The 19,682-nt window shown below is 63.2% G+C and carries 19 protein-coding genes; 10 read left to right on the top strand and 9 right to left on the bottom strand.

Annotated features, from left to right (window positions below):
• Window positions 1–29: 29 nt before the first annotated feature.
• Window positions 30–1,058 (top strand): zinc-dependent alcohol dehydrogenase family protein, encoded by a 1,029-nt coding sequence (locus NKJ76_RS17720; protein ID WP_023822070.1) that lies wholly within the window; start codon window positions 30–32, stop codon window positions 1,056–1,058.
• Window positions 1,059–1,309: 251 nt separating this feature from the next.
• Here NKJ76_RS17720 and NKJ76_RS17715 read toward each other — a convergent pair whose 3' ends face one another.
• Entirely contained in the window at window positions 1,310–2,419 is a 1,110-nt protein-coding gene (locus NKJ76_RS17715) for a TRAP transporter substrate-binding protein (protein WP_023671351.1), read from the bottom strand.
• 294 nt (window positions 2,420–2,713) lie between these two features.
• Here NKJ76_RS17715 and NKJ76_RS17710 point away from each other — a divergent pair, with 294 nt between their 5' ends.
• On the top strand, window positions 2,714–3,487 hold the full coding sequence (locus NKJ76_RS17710; RefSeq protein ID WP_352537994.1) for a gamma-glutamyl-gamma-aminobutyrate hydrolase family protein: 774 nt from the start codon (window positions 2,714–2,716) through the stop codon (window positions 3,485–3,487).
• A gap of 10 nt (window positions 3,488–3,497) precedes the next feature.
• Here the strand turns inward: NKJ76_RS17710 and NKJ76_RS17705 are convergent, their stop codons facing one another.
• The 5 genes from NKJ76_RS17705 to NKJ76_RS17685 form a co-directional block, all read right to left on the bottom strand.
• The gene (locus NKJ76_RS17705; RefSeq protein ID WP_352537993.1) at window positions 3,498–3,908 is read right to left on the bottom strand and encodes a hypothetical protein; all 411 of its coding nucleotides are present in this window, start codon (window positions 3,906–3,908) and stop codon (window positions 3,498–3,500) included.
• Between the two features lie 82 nt (window positions 3,909–3,990).
• Window positions 3,991–4,974 (bottom strand): 2-hydroxyacid dehydrogenase, encoded by a 984-nt coding sequence (locus NKJ76_RS17700; protein WP_352537992.1) that lies wholly within the window; start codon window positions 4,972–4,974, stop codon window positions 3,991–3,993.
• Window positions 4,971–5,993 (bottom strand): LacI family DNA-binding transcriptional regulator, encoded by a 1,023-nt coding sequence (locus tag NKJ76_RS17695; protein ID WP_023671355.1) that lies wholly within the window; start codon window positions 5,991–5,993, stop codon window positions 4,971–4,973. The genes NKJ76_RS17700 and NKJ76_RS17695 overlap by 4 nt, the downstream gene beginning before the upstream one ends.
• Before the next feature lie 67 nt (window positions 5,994–6,060).
• A complete protein-coding gene (locus NKJ76_RS17690) occupies window positions 6,061–6,945 on the bottom strand; it encodes a DMT family transporter (protein ID WP_032886143.1) in 885 nt (294 codons plus the stop codon).
• A 181-nt stretch (window positions 6,946–7,126) separates the two neighbouring features.
• Window positions 7,127–8,029, bottom strand: a complete 903-nt coding sequence (locus NKJ76_RS17685; protein ID WP_352537991.1) for a LysR family transcriptional regulator — start codon at window positions 8,027–8,029, stop codon at window positions 7,127–7,129.
• A gap of 128 nt (window positions 8,030–8,157) precedes the next feature.
• On the opposite strand from NKJ76_RS17685, the gene NKJ76_RS17680 reads away from it, so the two are divergent.
• Window positions 8,158–8,946, top strand: a complete 789-nt coding sequence (locus NKJ76_RS17680; protein WP_352537990.1) for an alpha/beta fold hydrolase — start codon at window positions 8,158–8,160, stop codon at window positions 8,944–8,946.
• Here the strand turns inward: NKJ76_RS17680 and NKJ76_RS17675 are convergent.
• Window positions 8,943–9,350, bottom strand: a complete 408-nt coding sequence (locus NKJ76_RS17675) for a DUF2000 family protein (RefSeq protein WP_352537989.1) — start codon at window positions 9,348–9,350, stop codon at window positions 8,943–8,945. The genes NKJ76_RS17680 and NKJ76_RS17675 overlap by 4 nt on opposite strands.
• A gap of 46 nt (window positions 9,351–9,396) precedes the next feature.
• Here NKJ76_RS17675 and NKJ76_RS17670 point away from each other — a divergent pair, with 46 nt between their 5' ends.
• Complete coding sequence (locus tag NKJ76_RS17670; RefSeq protein WP_352537988.1) at window positions 9,397–10,260, top strand: AraC family transcriptional regulator; 864 nt, start codon at window positions 9,397–9,399, stop codon at window positions 10,258–10,260.
• Window positions 10,261–10,270: 10 nt separating this feature from the next.
• Here the strand turns inward: NKJ76_RS17670 and NKJ76_RS17665 are convergent, their stop codons facing one another.
• A complete protein-coding gene (locus NKJ76_RS17665; RefSeq protein ID WP_023671361.1) occupies window positions 10,271–10,741 on the bottom strand; it encodes a MarR family winged helix-turn-helix transcriptional regulator in 471 nt (156 codons plus the stop codon).
• A gap of 420 nt (window positions 10,742–11,161) precedes the next feature.
• On the opposite strand from NKJ76_RS17665, the gene NKJ76_RS17660 reads away from it, so the two are divergent.
• Both NKJ76_RS17660 and NKJ76_RS17655 read left to right on the top strand, forming a co-directional pair.
• The gene (locus NKJ76_RS17660) at window positions 11,162–12,214 is read left to right on the top strand and encodes a CobW family GTP-binding protein (protein ID WP_023683509.1); all 1,053 of its coding nucleotides are present in this window, start codon (window positions 11,162–11,164) and stop codon (window positions 12,212–12,214) included.
• A gap of 249 nt (window positions 12,215–12,463) precedes the next feature.
• Entirely contained in the window at window positions 12,464–13,438 is a 975-nt protein-coding gene (locus NKJ76_RS17655) for a WD40 repeat domain-containing protein (RefSeq protein WP_352537987.1), read from the top strand.
• Window position 13,439: 1 nt separating this feature from the next.
• On the opposite strand, the gene NKJ76_RS17650 is transcribed toward NKJ76_RS17655, so the two are convergent.
• Window positions 13,440–13,892 carry a hypothetical protein gene (locus tag NKJ76_RS17650; protein WP_023714569.1) on the bottom strand — a complete coding sequence of 151 codons (453 nt, stop codon included), beginning with the start codon at window positions 13,890–13,892 and terminating at the stop codon, window positions 13,440–13,442.
• Between the two features lie 155 nt (window positions 13,893–14,047).
• On the opposite strand from NKJ76_RS17650, the gene NKJ76_RS17645 reads away from it, so the two are divergent.
• The 4 genes from NKJ76_RS17645 (at window position 14,048) to NKJ76_RS17630 (ending at window position 19,678) form a co-directional block, all read left to right on the top strand.
• The gene (locus tag NKJ76_RS17645; RefSeq protein ID WP_352537986.1) at window positions 14,048–15,430 is read left to right on the top strand and encodes an aspartate aminotransferase family protein; all 1,383 of its coding nucleotides are present in this window, start codon (window positions 14,048–14,050) and stop codon (window positions 15,428–15,430) included.
• 35 nt (window positions 15,431–15,465) lie between these two features.
• Window positions 15,466–16,851, top strand: coding sequence for a glutamine synthetase family protein (locus NKJ76_RS17640; protein ID WP_023695949.1), 1,386 nt, complete (start codon window positions 15,466–15,468; stop codon window positions 16,849–16,851).
• 119 nt (window positions 16,852–16,970) lie between these two features.
• Complete coding sequence (locus NKJ76_RS17635) at window positions 16,971–18,206, top strand: putative DNA modification/repair radical SAM protein (RefSeq protein ID WP_023694722.1); 1,236 nt, start codon at window positions 16,971–16,973, stop codon at window positions 18,204–18,206.
• A gap of 2 nt (window positions 18,207–18,208) precedes the next feature.
• Window positions 18,209–19,678 carry a UdgX family uracil-DNA binding protein gene (locus NKJ76_RS17630; protein WP_352536351.1) on the top strand — a complete coding sequence of 490 codons (1,470 nt, stop codon included), beginning with the start codon at window positions 18,209–18,211 and terminating at the stop codon, window positions 19,676–19,678.
• Window positions 19,679–19,682: the final 4 nt, after the last annotated feature.

Genomic DNA, 19,682 nt, shown 5'->3' with positions numbered 1-19,682 from the left:
TGAACACTGAGAACCTGAGTGAGGATGTTATGAGAGCCGTGCGCCTGGAAGCCGTGGGCAGCATTGCGCTACGGGAGGTCGACAAGCCTGTTGCGGGACCGCAGGACGTTCTGGTGCGCGTCGAAGCCTGCGGCGTTTGCGGCACCGACCGTCACCTCCTCCACGGCGAATTCCCTTCGAGCCCGCCGGTGACGCTTGGTCACGAATTCTGCGGCATCGTCGAGGCTGTCGGCGACGCGGTTTCCGGCATCGCCATCGGTGACCGTGTTACCGGCGATCCCAACATCTTCTGCGGACGCTGCAGTCATTGCCGAGCCGGCCGCGTCAATCTGTGCAGCAATCTCAGGGCCATCGGCATCCATCGCGACGGCGGCTTCGCCGACTACGTCGTGATGCCGCAGAGCCAGGCCTTTCTTCTGCCTGCGAACCTCAAGCCAACGCATGGCGCCTTCTGCGAGCCGCTGGCCTGCTGCCTGCACGCTGTCGACCTCGCCGGAATCAGACCCGGCGCTGCCGTGGTGGTGCTTGGTGGCGGCGTCATCGGCCTGCTTACCGTGCAATTGGCGAGGCTCGCAGGAGCGGCGACCATCATCCTGTCGACGCGGCAGGCCTCCCGCCGTGCGCTCGCCGAAGAGCTCGGTGCAACGGCGACGGTCGACCCAAACGCGGTCGACCCGATCGAGGCGATCGCCGGCCCAACCGGCCTTGTGCCCGGCGGGGCCGACGTGGTGCTCGAATGCGCCGGTGTCCCCGATACCGTCGAACAATCGATGCGGCTGGCGAAGTCCGGCGGCACGGTGGTGATCGTCGGCGTGATGCCGCAAGGCGTGAAAGTGCCCTTCGAACCGTTCGACATCCTGTTTCGCGAACTGAAGGTTCTCGGCTCGTTCATCAACCCCTTCACCCACAGGCGGGCGGCGGACCTTGTCGCGTCCGGGGCAATCGAGATCGACAAGCTCATCTCCAGACAGGTCGGCCTGGACGGAGCCCCCTCGGTTATCTCCAACCCGGCCGCCCCCGGCGAGGTCAAGGTGTTGGTGGTGCCGGGCAGGGAATGAAGGGCAGCCTCAATCCTGCGACGTTGGCGATTGGCGAAACGACGATGACCGCGTCCCTCTCCCCGTCACTATACGGGGAGAGGATGCCGGCAGGCAGGTGAGGTGCAGCGTCAACGCTTGGAAAGATAAGCTATAATTTCGGGGCGGCTACCAAGCCCAAGGCGATCAATCGCCGAAGTTTGCACCGCCCCTCATCCACCTGCCGGGACCTTCTCCCCGTATAGTGACGGGGAGAAGGGACAGATCCCAGCCTACAGTTTGCCGTTGCGCTGCTGGACCATCATGAAGGTGTCGTAATTGTACTCGGCCACCTGCGCCCACAGATAGTGCTCCTTGCGGAAGCCCTTGATCGAGTCCCAGATCTTCTTGAACGGTGCGTTGGTGGCTTCCATTTCGGTGTAGACCTCATTGGCCTTCTCGAAACAGGCGGCCATGATGTCCTGGCTGAACGGGCGCAATTTCGCGCCGCCGGCCACCAGCCGCTTCACCGCTGCAGGATTGAGAAAATCGTATTTCTGCAGCATGTTGGCATCCGCCGCCTGCGCGGCGGTGTGCACAAGCGACTTGTAGGCGGGCGACAGCTCCTCGTACTTGGCCTTGTTGAACAAGAGATGGACGGTCGGGCCGCCTTCCCACCAGCCGGGATAGTAGTAGTAGGGCGCGACCTTGTAGAAGCCGAGCTTCTCGTCGTCATAGGGGCCGACCCATTCGGCGGCGTCGATCGTGCCTTTTTCCAGCGCCGGATAGATGTCGCCACCGGCGATCTGCTGCGGCACGACACCGAGCTTCTGCACCACTTTGCCGGCAAAGCCGCCGATGCGCATCTTGAGGCCGGACAGGTCGGCGACGGTGTTGATCTCCTTGCGGAACCAGCCGCCCATCTGCACGCCGGTGTTGCCGCCGGGCAGGCCGAAAAGACCCTGCGTGGCAAGAAACTCGTTGAACAGGTCGATGCCGCCGCCATGATAGTGCCAGGCATTCATGCCGCGCGCGTTGAGCGAGAACGGCACTGCCGCACCGAGCGCCCATGTCGGGTCCTTGCCCCAGTAATAGTATGACACCGTGTGGCAGGCCTCGACAGTGCCGGCAGTGGTGGCGTCGGCGGCCTGCAGGCCGGGCACGAGTTCGCCGGAGGCGAAGACCTGGACCTGGAAATTGCCGTCCGTCGCTTCCGACAGCATCTTGGAGAAGACTTCCGCGCCGCCATAGATCGTATCGAGTGACTTGGGGAAGGATGACGCCAACCGCCACGTCACTTTCGGATTGGACTGGGCGATTGCCGGTGCGGCTAGCGTGGCGGCAGCCGCCGCAGCGCCCACGCCGGTGACCCCGGCCTTGCGGATGAATGAACGACGATCCATGCAGAACCTCCCTTTTGGACCAACAAACCGACATCAGGGACATCTCCTCACGCCCGCTATCGATTTGCCCGAAACAATACACGGGCAAGGGGTCGAGTCCAGCATGGCGGCGGGATTTGAGGCGGCGCTAATGACAAATCAGCGAGGCGCGCGCCCGGCCTGCAACTATAGTCTAACGATGTTGGCGTGGCCCATGCCTGGAGGTGAAACTTGCCATGGAAAAGCGCCCCCGGATCGCCTATTTTGCAGGCACAATAGGTTATTCGCTTCACGCCAAAGGGAATCCGGACCCAAATGCATCAGCCGCTCGTCGCCATATCGACCGACGTCCGTCAGTTCGACAACTACACCTGGCATGCCGTCCCGCAGCAATATATCGAGGCAGCACTTTCCGGCGCCGGCGTGTTCCCGCTTTTGGTGCCGTCCTTCGGCGACCGGCTCGATTTCGACGAGCTGTTGTCTTCGGTCGACGGTGTCATGGTCACCGGCTCCAAGTCCAACGTGCATCCCTCGCTCTATGGCGGCGACGCCAGCGAAGCCAACGGCCCCTACGACCCGGCTCGCGATTCCACCACGCTGCCGCTGATCCGCAAGGCGATCGAGCGCGGCGTGCCGCTGCTTGCCATCTGCCGCGGCATCCAGGAGTTGAACGTTGCGCTAGGCGGCACGCTTGGTACCGAAATCCAGGAGCGCGAAGGCTCGCTCGACCATCGCGCGCCGGTGAGCGACAACCAAGACGAACGCTTCGCCATTCACCAGACCATTTCGATCAAGCCGGGCAGCTGCCTGGCCGGTGTATTTGGCGCCGGCGACATCAAGGTCAACTCGCTGCACCGCCAAGGCATCGACCGGCTCGGCTCGAAGCTGCAGCTCGAGGCGGTTGCCGGCGACGGCACGGTGGAGGCGGTTTCGGTGAAGGACGCCCGCGCCTTCGCCGTCGGCGTGCAATGGCACCCCGAATACTGGGTCAAGTCGGACGGCAACTCGGCCAAGATCTTCCGCGCCTTCGGCGATGCGGTGCGCCTGCATGCGGCGGCGAAGGCCGGCGCGCGGGCGGCGGCCGAGTAAATCCCGACAATCAATTGCCGGCGGATTGATCCCGTTCGCCGGTTGTCGCCAGCGAAAGTAGCGGCGTTGCCGGAGCGTAGGATTCGTAGCCGTCGCCATCCGCAACCGAGAAGGTGACGATCGGGTCGGTGCCGTCGGCGCTGAACGCGATCGTGCCGTCCTCGCCCTCGCGCCAGAATTTCGCCTGCTCGATGCCGGGCAGCAGCCCGCGGCAGTTCGGCGCCACCGTCAACAGCGAGAGGCCATCGTCAATCGCGGCGCCGCGGCTAACCGCGCAGTCGCCTTCGTCGCCATTGGCGACCAGCCTGAAGGTGGTCGCCGGCCTTGCTTCATTGGCCGGACTTTCACTGCTGCCGCCGTGAAACAGCTGAAAGCCGGCGAAAAGTGCCGCTGCCGCAATCAATGCCGGAAGTTTCCTCATCTTGCACTCCGCGCCCCCCGGCGCAGATGCAGAATGATTTCAAAGCGTTAAGTCGACGTTAACGAGTGTGGCAGAGAGCCGCTCAGCTTCGTGGCTTGACTTGCGCCGTCTCCGGCACCGGGGTCAGTGGCCGGCGCTCGCTGAACCAGGATACCAGATTGTCGACGCACAGATCCGCCATGGCGCGGCGCGTGTGGTGCGAGGCCGAACCGACATGGGGCAAAAGCGAGGTGTTGGGCGCCTCAAGCAAAGCCTTGGGCACATTCGGTTCATCGGCGAAAACATCGAGCCCGGCCGCGGCGATGGTGCCGTTGGCAAGCGCTGCGGCGAGGTCTGCCTCGTCGACCGTGCTGCCACGGCCGATGTTGACGAAAACGCCGTTGGCGCCAAGCGCCGCCAGGATTTCGGCATTGACCGCCTTCTCCGTGGAAGCGCCGCCCGGCACCACGGAAATCAGCGTATCGACCGCTTCGGCAAGGCCCTTCAGCGTCGGGTGGTATTCATAAGCCAGACCTTCGACCTTGCGCCTGTTGTGGTAGGCCACCGGCAGCCCGAACGCTTCCAGCCGGCGCGCAATGGCAAGGCCGATGCGGCCCATGCCGAAAATGCCGACATGCCGACCGCGCAAGGTCAGCCGGCTCAGGGGATAGTTGCCCTTCTTCACCCAACTGCCGTCGCGCAGCCATTTCTCGGCCTTGTAAAGTTCACGCACGGTGTTGAGCAAAAGGCCGATCGTGGTGTCGGCGACCTCCTCGGTCAAAACATCGGGGGTGTTGGTGACCATGATGTTTTTCTTGGCCGCATGGCCGGCATCGACCGAATCATAGCCGACGCCGAAGGAGGCGATGAGTTCGAGGTTGGGCAATGCATCCATCAATGCCGCATTGACGCCGGCAAAGGACGCAATGGCGCGCACGTCATGGCGCATCTCCTCGGTGACCAGGGCGGGATCGGCGCGCTCTATCTTGACCCGCTTGAAGGTGCGGTCGATGCGCTCGACCGCATGGTCGTTGAAATGTCCCGGCACCAGAACGGCGACGGTCTGCAACGCATCAGTCTTGGTCATGCACGCTCCACCGGCTTGCCGGTCGACTGGCGCACATGCAGTTCCGGCTTGATCAGTTCCTGTGACGGCCGTACCGCCTGTCCGTTCAGCTTGTCGAGCAGCGCGCTGGCGGCACGGCGGCCGACCTCTCGCTGGCCATTCCAGACCGTGGTGAGCGCCGGTGTCGCGATTGCCGCCTCCTCGAGATCGTCATAGCCGGTGACCGAGATGTCGGCGCCCGGCACCAGGCCGGCGCGGGCAATGCCGTTCATCAGGCCGATGGCGACCAGATCATTCCAGCAGCAAGCGGCGGTTGGCTTGTCTTTAAGCGCCAAAAACTGTCCAGCCGCCTCGAATCCGCCCTGCTTGGTGCGCGGCCCGGCGATGCGCCAGGACGGCCTGACCTCAAGCCCGGCGGCCTCCATGGCGTTGAGATAGCCCTGGTAGCGGTCGCGCCCTGTCGAGGTCTGGTCGGTGCCGCCGATCATGGCGATGCGCTTGTGCCCGAGCGAGATCAGATGATTGGTGGCAAGTGCCGTGCCATAGGCATCGTCACCACGAAACACCGGCACGTCGGCGCCTTCCACGCTGCGTGCGATCAGCACCGCCGGCAGGCCGTTTTCTTCGGCCATGACGATGTCGGAAGCCGGCGTGCCGATGGCCGGCGACATGATGACGCCGTCGGCGCCAAGCTGCAGCAGCGTATCGATGAAGGTGCGTTGCTTTTCCAACTGGTCATAATGGTTGGACAGGATGAAGGTCTGCCGGCTGCGATCGAGTTCGCTTTCGATCGAGCGCAGGATCTCGGCGAAGAACGGGTTCATGATGTCGTGCACGACGACACCGACAATGCCCGAGCGCGAGGTGCGCAGTGAGGCGGCGCGGCGGTTGTAGATATACCCGATGGCCCGCGCATGTTCCTTGATGCGGTCACGCGTGGCGCCGGCGACCAGCGGGCTGTCGCGCAAGGCGAGGGAGACAGTGGCCGTGGACACGCCAAGCGCATCCGCGATCGTCGAAAGCTTGATCTTTTGTGCCAGCCCTTCGCTCCCCGAGTTTTTTTAAAATTTTTTAAATGCGGCGTTATGCCATCGGATTCGGAGCAAATCAAAGTTTTTTCGCCAGCGCCTCCGCCTCGGCATCGACGGTCGTGCGATTGCGCAGCCGCAAACGGTGCTCGCGATGGATGATGTAAAGGCCGCTGGCGACGATGATGGCAGCACCCACCAGCGTCCAGCGGTCGGGGAACTGGTGGAAGATGATCCAGCCGGACAGGATCATCCAGACCATCTGCGAATAGGGGTACGGCGCCAGCGCCGTGGTGGTCGCCAGGCGGTAGGCCTGCACCAGCAGCCAGTGGCCGCCGGCGCCGAACACGCCCAGCATCACCAGTATGAACCAGTGCCAGCCATCCTGCGGCAGCCCATGCGAGAACGGCAGCATCGGCAGAAGCAGCACGGCCGGCGCCAGCGCCGAAAACAGGATCAGGCTTTCCGAGGTTTCGCTGGCTGACATCCGCCGCGTCATGATGACGTAAAAACTGTTCGACAGCATCGAGCCGAGCGCGAAAAGATGGCCGATGCCGAACACGCCGATGCCCGGCCTTGTAATGACGAGCACGCCGACAAAGCCCGACAGGATTGCCAGCCAGCGCCGCCAGCCGGCCCATTCACCAAGCAGCGGTCCGGCAAGGGCGGTGATCACCATCGGCCCGAAGAAGTAGATCGAGGTGGTCTCGGCCAGTTGAAGCGTTTTGAGCGCCATGACGTTGCACATCGTCGAGCCGAACAGCAGACCGCCGCGCAGGATGTGGGCCGGCAAATTGTTGGCGCGGAAGCGCGACGGCTCGCGCCAGCCGCGCAGGAAGACGCCGACAAGCAGGACATGGACGGTGAAGCGGGCCCAGGCGACGATCAGCGCCGAGACGCCGGCCAGCACCAGATATTTGCTCGATGTGTCGAGAAAGGTGAAAAAGACATAGGTGGACAGCATGAACAGCATCGCCGCGGGCGGCGTTGCGCTTTCGTCTGATCTTGCGGGAACGTTCAAATGTCAGGCCGGGCAGGGAGGATCAACGCTTAACCTTTGCGGCAATCGCCTGCGCCCGGCAAGCCAAAGCGACTGGCACAACAGGAGCCGCGCGCAGGCTCAGCGCGGGCCGATCCTATGCCGGCTAAAGCGCCTCGTCGGATGCCACTTGCGCCTGGAGATGAAGCCACAACGCCTCGGCGACGGGTCCATGCGGTCGGTCGCGCCGGCGCACCGCCGCCAGGATCTCCGTCCGGCCGGGCAGATGTGCACCAGCGATCGAGATCAGCCTCCTATCCCGCAGTTCGTCCTCGATCAGCCATGCCGGCAGATGGCCCCAGGCCAGTCCGTGAAGGATCAGTTCCTTCTTCATCAGATGATCCGGCGCCGAGCACTGATGCGCACCGTCGATGAGGAAATAGCTCTCCGGCGATGGCCGCCGCGCCGTGTCGCGGATCACGCACTGGGTGAAGGGCCGCATCTGCTCCGGCGCAATCTCGCGGCCAGGCGCGAACGGAAGGAACCCAGGCGCCACCACCGGCACGAGGGGCACCGCGCAGAGATCGATCCGCTCGAGATGCGGATCGGAAGGATCCGCGCGATGGAAGATGAGGTCAGCCGAGCCTTCCATCAACCGTTCGAGCGGACCGCCGACCGCCTCGTACTCCAGGTGCAGGCGTGTCCCGGTGCGTTCGGCAAAGAAGCCGCTGAGCATACGCAGGATTTGCGGTCGCGGGCAGAGATCACCCATGACGACACTTAGGACCGTCTCCTCGCCGCTCGCCAACTGGCCCGCATAGGTTCGCAGATGGTCGAGCTCGCGCAATGTCAGCTGCGCTCGCGCGTGAAACTCGCGGCCCGCCTCCGTCAGCCCCACCCGATATCCGCTGCGGTCGAGAAGTGTGAGCCCGAGCAACTGCTCGAGGCGTGCGACAGCGGCGAAGACGGATGGATGCGATCGGTTCAAGGCAAGGGCGGCCGCCTGGAAGCTGCCCTCGCTTGCCACGGCGTCAAAGCACCGTAAGTCGTGGAGTTTCAGACCATTCATTATCGTAAAAACCTACTGAGATCGTCCAATCATAGTAATTTTCCTGGATAATTACGAGGCCTAGGGTGGCTCATTCAAAGGGCGGCGGGAGCATCGAACTCCTTTCGCCAGGGTGAGATGAGGACCAGATGACTGACACGCTTTATTTTACGACGGGCGACGGCTGCCGGATCGCCTATCAGCTGGCGGGGGCCGGCCCTGTGCTTGTGCTCTCGAATTCCATTGCGACGAACCTGCATATGTGGGACCGGCAGCTAGCGGAACTTGCCGGATCTTTCCGGGTGCTGCGCTATGATCTACGCGGCCATGGCAGTTCCGATGCGCCGGCCGGAGCCTATTCGCTTGATCGGCTGGGCCGCGACGTCCTTGAGCTGCTGGATGCGCTTCAAATCGCCCGCGTGCATTTCTGCGGGCTGTCGCTGGGCGGCTTCGTAGGGCAGTGGCTGGGTATCCATGCCCCGGATCGCATCGAGCGTCTCATCCTTTCCAACACCTCGCCGCATCTCGGGCCGGCGTCTTACTTTGATGAGCAGATAAGTACTGTCCTTGCAGCGAGCAACATGTCGGCCACCGCGGACATGTTCATGCACAACTGGTTTCCCGCCTCGATGCTTGCCGGCCCAAACGAAACCGTCGACGCGTTCCGCGCGATGGTCCTGGCGACGCCGCCCCAAGGTCTCGCGGGATGCTTCGCCGCCGTACGCGATTGCGATCTGCGCCGGACTGTCTCCCTCATTACCGCCCCCACCCTGGTGATCGGTGGAGAAGACGACAAGGTAACGCTGGCAAGCCACAGCGAGGCGATCGCAGCCAGCATCCCCGGCGCCACCCTTACACTGCTTCCGGGCGTCCATATGCTGAACGTCGAGCGGCCGACTGAATTCATGAGCGCCGTCACACGCTTCCTGCTGAATTAGGCGTGCATGCGGGCGCCCTTGGTGATCTTGTCGACGAGTTTCTTGTCGGCACGTAGCGCGATGCCGACGATCTTGGCGTCCTCAGGCCTGAACTCGGCGAAGACCGCGCGGTTGGCCGCATCGAAGCCGGTGGCAAACATCTCCTCGACATAGGCTGACCCCGTCACGCCCCGCTCCAGCGCCTTCCGGTGGATGGAGTTGAGCGTCGGCCCATCGGCCGAAAGCACGATGACCGGCTGGATCGACAGAGGATTGTAAAGGTTGCCGGCGCGGTCGCGGTAGGGTTCGCCGATAATGGCGGGGAATTGCGCGACGATGCCGCTGGTCAGGAAGGCGGCGACGTTGAGCTTTTGCCAGACGGCGAGATCGTCCCGCAGCACGATTGCAAATTTCGTATCGAACACCAAGATGAGGACTCCGGAGCACGCCCATGAAGGGCAGGGATAGGTGATGACGCACGATTTAGAAGGTGAGGCGACGCAGGGTCTTGAACGTTCGTGCGCGGATGAAGACCGGATCGTGTCGGCGCCTGTTACCGCTGGCATCGAGCGCATCGAGGCGCATTTCCATGGCAACGCCTTCGACCTGCACCGTCATGATACGCTTGCCGTCGGCGTGACGCTTTCCGGTGTGCAGCGCTTCCACTACAGGGGCACTGTCAACCACAGCCTGCCCGGCCAGGTTATCGTGCTGCATCCCGACGAAGTGCACGATGGCGGCGCCGGGACCGAGGATGGTCTGCGCTACCGGATCCTCTATCTGGAACCGTCTCTGCTGCTCGACTGCCTCGACGGCGCGCCGCTGCCTTTCGTCAGGGATGCTGTGGTCAGCGATCCTGCCTTGCGTGGCACGCTGCTTTCGGCCCTGTCGCCGCTCGATGAGGAACTGGACGAGCTGTTCATCGCCGATTTCGTTGCGGAGCTGGCGCAGCATCTGGGGCGTCATGCGGGACAGAAAGCAAAGCCGATGGGGAAGTCGGCCTCGCGTGCGGCAGCGCTGGCGCGCGGCTATCTCGAAGAGAATGCCGAGCGGTCCGTTCGTTCCGATGAGCTGGAAGCCGTCACCGGGCTCGACCGCTATGCGCTGTCACGCCATTTTCGCGCGACCTATTCCACCAGCCCGCATCGGTTCCTGCTGATGCGCCGGCTGCAAAAGGCAAGACGGATGATCGAGGTGGGCGAGCCGCTGGCCGAGATTGCCGTTGGCGCCGGCTTCAGCGACCAGAGCCATTTCAACAGGCATTTCAAGAAAGCATTCGGCCTGACGCCCGGCCGCTGGTCGACCCTGGTGCGCGGGCCTTCGGTAGCCGCCTAGGTCAGGAAGATCAATCGTCGATGTCGCCATCGTCGTCGACAAGCACCAGCTCCTCGTTCGACAAATTGGCCTCGATGCGGGCGAGCAGCTTGAACAGCGTCTTCTGTTCTTTCTTGTCGAGGCCCTTCAACGCCTGCTTCTCGGTCTTCTTCACCGACTTCTCGATGGCGTGGATGATCTCGCGGCCGGTGTCGGTGAGAAAGATATGCGCCTGGCGTGCATCCGCGGAAGAGGCGCGCTTTTCCAAAAAGCCCTGGGCCTGCAGCCGGTTGATGGTCTTGGTGATGGTCGGCGGGCGCACGCCGAGGCGGCCGGCGAGATTGCCGGGCGTCTGGCCGTCCTCGCGGTCGAGCGTCAGCATGATCTGGTCCTGGCCGGCATAGAAGCCGTGCGCCAGAAGCCGCGCCGCCAGCGCGGTCCTTGCCAGCCTTGCCGCCGAATGCAGCCGGCTCATCGTTGCAGTCTTGTCCGCCTTGGCCATGGTGATCCCTCTTCGGCCGTACCGGTGCGTGCAGCATAGACGCAGCCGGCCGGTTGGCAATCGACGATCAAAAAGATTCCGGCTTTCGAAACAGCTTTGCCGGCAAGCATTTGTGGTGCTCGAAATGGTGATGCCAGATGTTTATTTCAGTTAGATGACAAACGAGCTTCCGCCAAGGCGATTGCAACGGTTTGACGCGGCGCGGCTTAGCACAGGTCAACGAAGAGGCGTTTCCAGCGACACGTTGATGGTCGGCATCCCTCGCACTCGGCCTCTCGGGTCTACCCATCCGCTTCGTCAATCCTGGGTCAACACCCAGGCGGTTTGCCTCGTGCAAAAGGCCGGCACACATCCTATATCAGGCCAACAATCCCTTCTTGCGGCCCGCAATTCCGTGGCCCAGCCATTTCGAGGCAAGATATGAGCGAAGCACAGACGCAAATCCCCGTGACCGTTCTCACCGGCTATCTCGGCGCCGGCAAGACGACGCTGCTCAACCGCATCCTGTCGGAAAACCATGGCAAGCGTTATGCCGTCATCGTCAATGAATTCGGCGAGATCGGCATCGACAATGATTTGATCGTGGAATCCGACGAGGAAATCTACGAAATGAACAATGGCTGCGTCTGCTGCACGGTGCGCGGCGACCTGATCCGGGTCGTCGAAGGCCTGATGCGCCGTCCCGGCCGCTTCGACGCCATCGTCGTCGAGACCACCGGCCTCGCCGATCCTGTGCCGGTGGCGCAGACCTTCTTCATGGACGACGACGTGCGCTCCAAGACCAAACTCGACGCTGTCGTGGCCCTGGTCGACGCCAAGCACCTGCCGCTCAGGTTGAAGGATTCCAAGGAAGCCGAGGACCAGATCGCGTTTGCCGATGTTGTCGTGCTGAACAAAACCGACCTGGTGACGCCCGAAGAGCTGGCCAAGGTCGAAGCGACCATCCGCGCCATCAACCCGGCGGCCAGGATTCACCGCACCACGCGCGCCGGCGTGGCGCTGTCCGAAGTGCTCGACCGCGGCGCCTTCGACCTGTCGCGCGCATTGGAAAACGATCCGCATTTTCTCGAGGCGCACGATCATGATCACGACCACCATGATCACGACCACGATCACCACGACCATGATCACGACCATCATCATCACGATCACGCGCATCCCTCCGACATCCATGACGTGACCGTGCAGTCGGTGTCGCTGCGCGGCGCCGAGATGGACCCGAAGAAATTCTTCCCGTGGATCGAGAAGATCACTCAGATGGAAGGTCCCAACATCCTGCGGCTGAAAGGCATCATCGCGCTCAAGGGCGACGACGAGCGCTATGTCATCCAGGGCGTGCACATGATCATCGAAGGCGACCACCAGCGCGCCTGGAAAGACGGCGAAAAGCATGAGAGCCGGCTGGTGTTCATCGGCCGCGAGCTTGACGCCGAACGGCTGAAGAAGAGCTTTGACGCCTGCCAGGCGGCTTGATTTCCGGACTCTATGGCGCTAGCGCTGCCCGCTCTTCCTTCTCCCCTTGTGGGAGTAGGTGGCCTCGCGAAGCGAGGTCGGATGAGGGGTGCTCCAGCTCGGCACCGACGGCGATCCGTCCAACACCCCTCATCCGTCTCGGCGCTGCGCGCCGATCCACCTTCTCCCAAAAGGGGAGAAGGTTGACGCCAGGCCTGGCCGCCTCAGTGGCTTCCCGGGAGTGGTGACAGCTTCATTGGAATGGTCCTGATGCCCACAGTTGCTCCCCTCGACCTGGAAGGTCACTGCCTTGCCGCCGTCTTCCTCGACAACGTGCCGCATTTTGCGCTGGCCGATGGGACAGTTCATAGGCTCGACAACGGCCACAAGACAATTCAGGCCAATGACGGCCTGCTCTCCACGTTCCATGACGCCGCCAACGACCGCCTGATCACCGGCGGCGAGGACGGCAAGATTTTTGCCGTTGCCGCCGGCGGCAATGTCAGCGAACTCGCCAGCGTGGGCAAGAAGTGGATCACCAGCGTTGCCGCCGGGCCGCAAGGCGCTATCGCCTATGCCACAGGCAAGACTGCCTTCGTGCGCTTTGCCGACGGCAAGACCAAAGAGTTTGCCCATCCACGTTCGGTCGAGGGGCTGGCCTTCTCCCCCAAGGGCATGCGCTTCGGCGTCGCCCGCTACAATGGCGCGACGCTGCATTTCCCGGCCGCCGAGGGCAGACCGGTGGAGCTGGAATGGGCCGGCGCCCATACCGGCGTGACCTTCTCGCCGGATTGCGCCTTCCTCGTCACCACCATGCAGGAAAACGCGCTGCATGGCTGGAAGCTCGCCGACGGCAAGCACATGCGCATGACCGGCTATCCCGGCAAGGTCAAAAGCCTGTCGTGGAGCGTGAAGGGCAAGTGGCTGGCGAGTTCCGGCGCGCCGGCGGCGATCGTCTGGCCGTTTTCGGGCAAGGACGGCCCGATGGGCAAGGCGCCGCTGGAGCTCGGCACGCGCGGCAACGCGATGGTGACATCGGTTGCCTGCCATCCGAGCCAGGATGTCGTCGCCGTCGGCTATGATGACGGCATGGTCATGGCGGTGCGCTTTACCGATGCCAAAGAGGTGCTGTTGCGCCGCCCAGGCATGGGCGCCATCACCGCGATGATGTGGGACAAGGAAGAGCGCCGGGTCGCCTTCGGCAGTGCCGCCGGCGACTGCGGCGTCATCGACATCTCGGCGTGACCTATTCGGCTCCGCACGACACCTTGCCGGTCAATTCTTTCGGCTTGCCGTCCTGTTCCGTGTCGGCGGCGTTGTCGTAGACGGCAAGCGTGTACCGGCCGCCATAGACGCCCTCGTCACTGGTCTTGGTCAGGATCGTCAGTTCGACAGAGTTGAATTTATCTCCGAGCTGATGCTCGTGGTAGATGTTCAGCCGCAACTCCTTGTCGTCCAGCCAGTACTGGGTGAGGTCGGAATCCTCGAAGACGGTCTTGCGCAGACTGTCGCCTTCCGGCCGGCCAAGTATCTCGAGATCGCCGCGAAAATTGAAGGTCGGGCCGCCCATACCTCTGGTGACCCCGGCGCCGACCTCGAATTGCACCGCTTTGTCATCGACGGAACACCAGACGCCGCCCGATGCGGAAGCCGCAGCGGCCGACAAGAGTAGCGCAATAGCGCAGATGATCGTCCGCATTTTTCTCCCCAAACCACAGACCCGATCGCATTGGCGCCCGACTGCGCCGGAAGGTCAAGTCTGCCGAACTTGCTGCTGACCCAATGCAGCGCACCAACACGGCCAATTGCGGTTGCCGTCGCCAATTGGGTAGTGTGCCGGCCGAGAGGGATTTCATGCACAGCACGAACAGTTCAAAAGCGTCCATCGGCGGTATCAGCCGTGACCGCATCGCTGCATTGCGGACAAGCGAGGCGAACACCTTCCGCAAGGCGCGGCCGAAATCGCAGGCCAAGGTCGGTAACGGCCTGCCAGGCTTCTTCGGCGGCGTGCCGATGCACTGGATGAACGACTGGCCGACGCCATTCCCGATCCTGGTCGACAGCGCCAAGGGCGCCACCATCACGGATATCGACGGCAACCGGCTCGACGATTTCTGCCTCGGTGACACCGGCTCGATGTTCGGCCATTCGCCGCCGCCGGTGGCGCGCGCCATCCGCCGCCAGGCCCGGCGCGGCCTGACCTATATGCTGCCTTCGGAAGATGCGCTGGCCATCGGGCCGCTGCTGCAAGAGCGTTTCGGTCTGCCGTTCTGGCAGATCGCCACCACCGCCACCGACGCCAACCGCTTCGCGCTGCGCGTCGCCCGCGCCGTCACCGGCCGCGAAAAGATACTGGTCTTCAACGGCTGCTATCACGGCTCGGTCGACGAGACGATGGTCCGGATGGTCGACGGCAAGCCCGTGAATCGGCCGGGGCTGGCGGGGGAGTTTCGCGACCTGACCAAGACGGCGAAGGTCATTGAATTCAACGATGTCGCCGCGCTGCAAGCAGCGCTCAAGGACAAGGATGTCGCCTGCGTCATTGCTGAGCCGGTGCTGACCAATTCCTGCATGGTGCTGCCCGATCCGGGTTTTCACGACGCCTTGCGCAAACTGACGCGCGCGGCCGGAACGCTGCTTCTGATAGACGAGACCCACACGATTTCGACTGGACCCGGCGGCTACACCAGGAAATTCGGACTACAGCCCGACCTGTTCGTGCTGGGCAAGCCGATCGCCGGCGGCGTGCCGGCAAGCGTGTGGGGCATGAGCGACGAGGTCGCCTCGCGCTATGCCGACTACAATCGAACCAAGGAGCCGGGCTATTCCGGCATGGGCACGACGCTGTCGGCGAACCCGCTGCAGTTCGCAGCCATGCGCGCAACGCTCGAAGAGGTGATGACGCAGGAGAATTATGCCCGGATGGATCGCCTCGCCCTGCGGCTCGATGCCGGGCTGACCGGCGTCATCGATCGCTACAATCTGCCCTGGCATGTCGCCCGCGTCGGCGCCCGCGTCGAGTTCATCTGCTCCCCTGGCCCGCTCAGGAACGGCGCCGAAGCCGAGACTGCCCATGCGCCGGAGCTTGAGGCGGCTATCCATGTCGCGCTGGTCAACCAAGGCGTGCTGATCGCGCCCTTTCACAACATGATGCTGATCTCACCGGCCACCACCGGCGCCCAGGTCAACCGGCTGATCACCGCCTTCGCCACGGTTGCGGCAAGGCTGACGGCATGAGACAAGCTGCCAAGCCAAACTCGAGTACACTAATCATGACTTCACCTTCGGGCTCGACGCCCGCCGAGGCGCAAGCCTTTCTCGACGCCCATCCCGAAATCGAAGCCTTCGATATCGTCTTGACCGACGCCAACGGGGTCGGCCGCGGCAAGATCGTGCGCCGGCATGAGCTGAAAAGCATCTTCGAGGGCGGCCGCCACATGCCGATCTCGATCCTCGGCCTCGACATCACCGGCGAGGATGTGCACGAAACCGGGCTGATCTGGACGACTGGAGACGGCGATCTCAGGGCATGGCCGATCCCCGGCACGCTGGTGCCGCTTTACGGCACGAACCCGCCGCGCGGCCAGTTGCTGATGGCGATGTACCATCTCGAGGGACAGCCTATGTCGTCGGACCCACGGCTGGCGCTGGCCAGGCAGGTCGACATCTTGGCGGCCAAGGGCCTCTATCCCGCCGGCGCCTTCGAACTCGAATTTTTCCTGCTTGCCAATGAGCGTGACGCCGACGGCAAGGTAAAGCCGGCGGACGCCGTGCTCGACGGCCGCCGCTCGGCCAAGACGGAAGTCTATTCCGTCGACCATCTGCACGGCATGGAGCCGCTGTTTTCCGACATCTATGCCGCGGCTAAGGCGCAAGGCATTCCGGCCGAAACGGTGATTTCCGAATACGCGCCCGGCCAGTACGAGCTGACGCTGAACTACCGCAAGGATGTCATGCGGGCGGCCGACGACCTCGTCATGTTGAAGCGGCTGGTGCGGGCGCAGGCGCGCCGCCATGGTGTCACCGCCTGCTTCATGGCCAAGCCGATCGAAAAATACGCCGGCTCCGGCATGCATTTCCATGTTTCGCTGCAGGACAAGAACGGCCGTAACGTTTTTGCCGAGGCTGGCGGCGAAAGCTGGTCGCTGCCGCTGCTGCAGGGGCTCGGCGGGCTGATCCAGACCATGGCCGAATCGATGCTGGTGTTTGCGCCGCACGCCAATTCCTGGCGGCGCTTCGTCTCGCAGTCCTATGCGCCGGTGGCGCCGACCTGGGGCGTCAACAACCGTTCGGTGGCGCTGCGCATCCCGGCGGGCGACGCCAAGAACCGGCGCATCGAGCACCGGCCGTCGGGTGTCGACGCCAATCCCTACCTGATCGCGGCAACGGTGCTGGCCGGCATCATCAAGGGTCTGGATGAAGGCCTCGACCCCGGCCCCGAAACCACTGGGAATGGCTATGAAGCCGCCATCACGCGCACGACCATGCCGGTCGACTGGCGCGCTGCGATCGAGGCGGCGCGGGCCTCGAGCTTCCTGAAAGAGGCGCTTGGCGAGGATCTGCATCGCACCTTCGTGGCGATCAAGCAGTCGGAGTATCTGCGCGTCGCCCGCACCGTCAGCGAGCTGGATTACCACCTCTACCTCCACGAGGTCTGAGAGACCGCCTGGAACTCGGGCAGTCGTCCTGCTAGCCCGACGATAAGGCGGCGATTACTTCTTCGCCGCCTGCATCAAATGAGGTGGCGCTGCAGCCTTCAAGAACATATCATGAACGGATGAGCGCACCCACCGTCCGTGAAAAGCTGGCAATCCTGTCTGACGCCGCCAAATACGATGCTTCTTGCGCCTCGTCCGGCTCGGCGAAGAAGGATTCGCTCCAATCCGGCGGTATCGGCTCCACAGAAGGCATGGGCATCTGCCATTCCTACGCGCCGGATGGCCGCTGCATTTCGCTCCTGAAAATCCTGCTGACCAATTTCTGCATTTACGATTGCAGCTACTGCATCAACCGCTCGTCATCGAATGTGCGCCGCGCCCGCTTTAGCATCGACGAGGTGGTGAAGCTGACCATGGACTTTTATCGGCGCAACTACATCGAAGGCCTGTTCCTGTCCTCCGGCGTCATCCGTTCGCCCGACGAGACCATGGCCGAAATGGTGGAAGTGGCGCGGCGGCTGCGGCTGGACGAAAAATTCTCCGGCTATATTCATCTGAAGACCATTCCGGAAAGCTCGGCCGAACTGGTCGAGCAGGCCGGACTTTATGCCGACCGGCTGTCGATCAATGTCGAGCTGCCGACCGATGAGGGCGTCAAGAAACTGGCGCCGGAGAAGAAGCCGGAAACGATCCGCCTTTCCATGGCGAACCTGCGCCGGAAGATGGAGGAAAAGGCCGAGCCGACGCTGAGGACCAAGAAGCGCGAACGCTTTGCGCCCGGAGGTCAGTCGACGCAGATGATTGTCGGCGCCGACAAGACATCCGACGACGGCATTTTGCACACCAGCGCGCGGCTCTATGGCAGCTATCACCTGCGGCGCGTCTATTATTCCGCCTTCAGCCCGATCCCGGATTCGTCATCGTCGCTGCCGCTGCAAAAACCGCCGCTGATGCGCGAGCACCGGCTCTATCAGGCCGACTGGCTGATGCGTTTCTACGGCTTTTCGCAGCCGGAAATCCTCGCCGGCAGCAGCGACGGCATGCTCGATCTCGCCATTGACCCCAAGCTCGCCTGGGCTTTGCGCAATCGGGCGAGGTTTCCCGTCGACATCAACCGCGCCGACCGCGAAGCGCTGCTGCGGGTTCCGGGTCTGGGCACCAAGGTGGTGGCGAAGATCCTTGAAACCCGCCGCCACCGACGCATGCGGCTGGAAGATGTCGGACGGATCTGCCATTCGATCGCCAAGCTGAGGCCCTTCATCATCGCCGAAGGCTGGTCGCCGGGCGGACTCACCGACAAGACAGGCCTGCGCGACACGATCGTAAAGTCCTGCGAACAACTGTCGCTGTTTTGACCATGCAGCCGGCTCAGCTCGACCTTGCCCGATACACTGTCCGGCTAGCGAGCCAGACCGATTTCGCCGGTTGGCGCGATGCGGCACGGCGTCTGGCGCTGAATGAGGTCCGACCTGAGGATATTAGTTGGGGTGTCGGGTCCGACGCCAATGATCCTCAAGATGCCTTGCCGGCGGTGCCAGAGGGCGCGCAGCTTACCGTCCCGCGCGAGTTCATCGCCCATGCCGAAACCGCCTTCTGCCACTCCGACCCCGGCCGGTTTGCCTTTCTCTACTGGATGCTTTGGCGCCTGCGCACCGAGCCGAAACTGCTGGCGATCGCATCCGATCCCGACACCAGGCGGCTCGAAGCCATGGAAAAGGCGGTGCGGCGCGACAGCCATAAGATGCATGCCTTCGTACGCTTCCGGAAGATCGGCGACGGCGAGAACGAGCGCTACGTCGCCTGGTTCGAGCCGGAGCATTTCATTGTCGAGCGCAACGCGGATTTCTTCGTCCGGCGGTTCACCGGCATGCGCTGGACCATCCTGACGCCCTATGCCTCCGCCGACTGGAACGGCGAAAGGCTGGCGATCGGGCCGGGTGCGGCCAAGGGCGATGCACCCGATCAGGACGACACCGAGGCGTTGTGGCTGACCTATTTCGAAAACATCTTCAACCCGGCGCGGCTCAAGGTGAAGGCGATGCAGAAGGAGATGCCGAAGAAATATTGGCGGAACCTTCCCGAGGCCTCGCTCATTCCAGATCTGATCGCAGGAGCGGACGAGGCCGCCAGGGATATGATTGCCAGACTGCCGACAACGCCGGCGCCGCACCACGCCAAGCTGCAGGCAAGACATTGGCCGAAGCCCGAGCCGGCCGAGGCGCCGGATGAAGACGATGCCAAGACGATTTCCGATTTGCGCGAGGCTGCAAAGGGTTGTCGTCGCTGTCCGCTCTGGCGCGACGCGACACAGACCGTGTTCGGCGAGGGGCCGGATGACGCCAAAGTGGTCTTCGTCGGCGAACAACCTGGCGATCAGGAAGATCTCGCCGGCAAACCTTTTGTCGGGCCAGCGGGCAAAGTGTTCGATGCAATTCTCGATGACGCAGGCGTCGACCGGCAAAAAGTCTACGTCACCAACGCCGTCAAGCACTTCAAGTTCGAGCCGCGCGGCAAGCGCCGCATCCACTCGAAGCCAAATACCGGCGAAGTCCAGGCCTGCCGCTGGTGGATCGGCCGGGAGCTTGAGCTGATCAAGCCGGACCTCGCCGTGGCGCTTGGGGCAACGGCGGCGTTGTCGCTGCTGGGCAAGGCCATTGCTGTGACGAAAATGCGCGGCCAGGTGATCGAACGCGAGGATGGCTTGCGCGTATTCATCACCATCCACCCCTCCTTTATCCTGCGTATTCATGAGCCCGCGGACAAGGAGGCAGAGCGCGAGCGGTTTCTCAGGGATATGAGAGAGGTGAAGCGGCTGATGGGGTCGTGAGATG

The organism is Mesorhizobium sp. M0029 (assembly GCF_040323735.1).
Lineage (GTDB): Bacteria > Pseudomonadota > Alphaproteobacteria > Rhizobiales > Rhizobiaceae > Mesorhizobium.
This window is presented reverse-complemented; position numbering and strand designations above follow the sequence as displayed.

Excerpts from the sequence above, each read along its gene's own strand:
- NKJ76_RS17720 (WP_023822070.1), top strand. The coding sequence starts at position 30 with ATGAGAGCCGTGCGCCTGGAAGCCGTGGGCAGCATTGCGCTACGGGAG.
- NKJ76_RS17715 (WP_023671351.1), bottom strand. The coding sequence starts at position 2,419 with ATGGATCGTCGTTCATTCATCCGCAAGGCCGGGGTCACCGGCGTGGGC.
- NKJ76_RS17710 (WP_352537994.1), top strand. The coding sequence starts at position 2,714 with ATGCATCAGCCGCTCGTCGCCATATCGACCGACGTCCGTCAGTTCGAC.
- NKJ76_RS17705 (WP_352537993.1), bottom strand. The coding sequence starts at position 3,908 with ATGAGGAAACTTCCGGCATTGATTGCGGCAGCGGCACTTTTCGCCGGC.
- NKJ76_RS17700 (WP_352537992.1), bottom strand. The coding sequence starts at position 4,974 with ATGACCAAGACTGATGCGTTGCAGACCGTCGCCGTTCTGGTGCCGGGA.
- NKJ76_RS17690 (WP_032886143.1), bottom strand. The coding sequence starts at position 6,945 with ATGCTGTCCACCTATGTCTTTTTCACCTTTCTCGACACATCGAGCAAA.
- NKJ76_RS17685 (WP_352537991.1), bottom strand. The coding sequence starts at position 8,029 with ATGAATGGTCTGAAACTCCACGACTTACGGTGCTTTGACGCCGTGGCA.
- NKJ76_RS17680 (WP_352537990.1), top strand. The coding sequence starts at position 8,158 with ATGACTGACACGCTTTATTTTACGACGGGCGACGGCTGCCGGATCGCC.
- NKJ76_RS17670 (WP_352537988.1), top strand. The coding sequence starts at position 9,397 with ATGACGCACGATTTAGAAGGTGAGGCGACGCAGGGTCTTGAACGTTCG.
- NKJ76_RS17665 (WP_023671361.1), bottom strand. The coding sequence starts at position 10,741 with ATGGCCAAGGCGGACAAGACTGCAACGATGAGCCGGCTGCATTCGGCG.
- NKJ76_RS17660 (WP_023683509.1), top strand. The coding sequence starts at position 11,162 with ATGAGCGAAGCACAGACGCAAATCCCCGTGACCGTTCTCACCGGCTAT.
- NKJ76_RS17655 (WP_352537987.1), top strand. The coding sequence starts at position 12,464 with ATGCCCACAGTTGCTCCCCTCGACCTGGAAGGTCACTGCCTTGCCGCC.
- NKJ76_RS17650 (WP_023714569.1), bottom strand. The coding sequence starts at position 13,892 with ATGCGGACGATCATCTGCGCTATTGCGCTACTCTTGTCGGCCGCTGCG.
- NKJ76_RS17645 (WP_352537986.1), top strand. The coding sequence starts at position 14,048 with ATGCACAGCACGAACAGTTCAAAAGCGTCCATCGGCGGTATCAGCCGT.
- NKJ76_RS17640 (WP_023695949.1), top strand. The coding sequence starts at position 15,466 with ATGACTTCACCTTCGGGCTCGACGCCCGCCGAGGCGCAAGCCTTTCTC.
- NKJ76_RS17635 (WP_023694722.1), top strand. The coding sequence starts at position 16,971 with ATGAGCGCACCCACCGTCCGTGAAAAGCTGGCAATCCTGTCTGACGCC.
- NKJ76_RS17630 (WP_352536351.1), top strand. The coding sequence starts at position 18,209 with ATGCAGCCGGCTCAGCTCGACCTTGCCCGATACACTGTCCGGCTAGCG.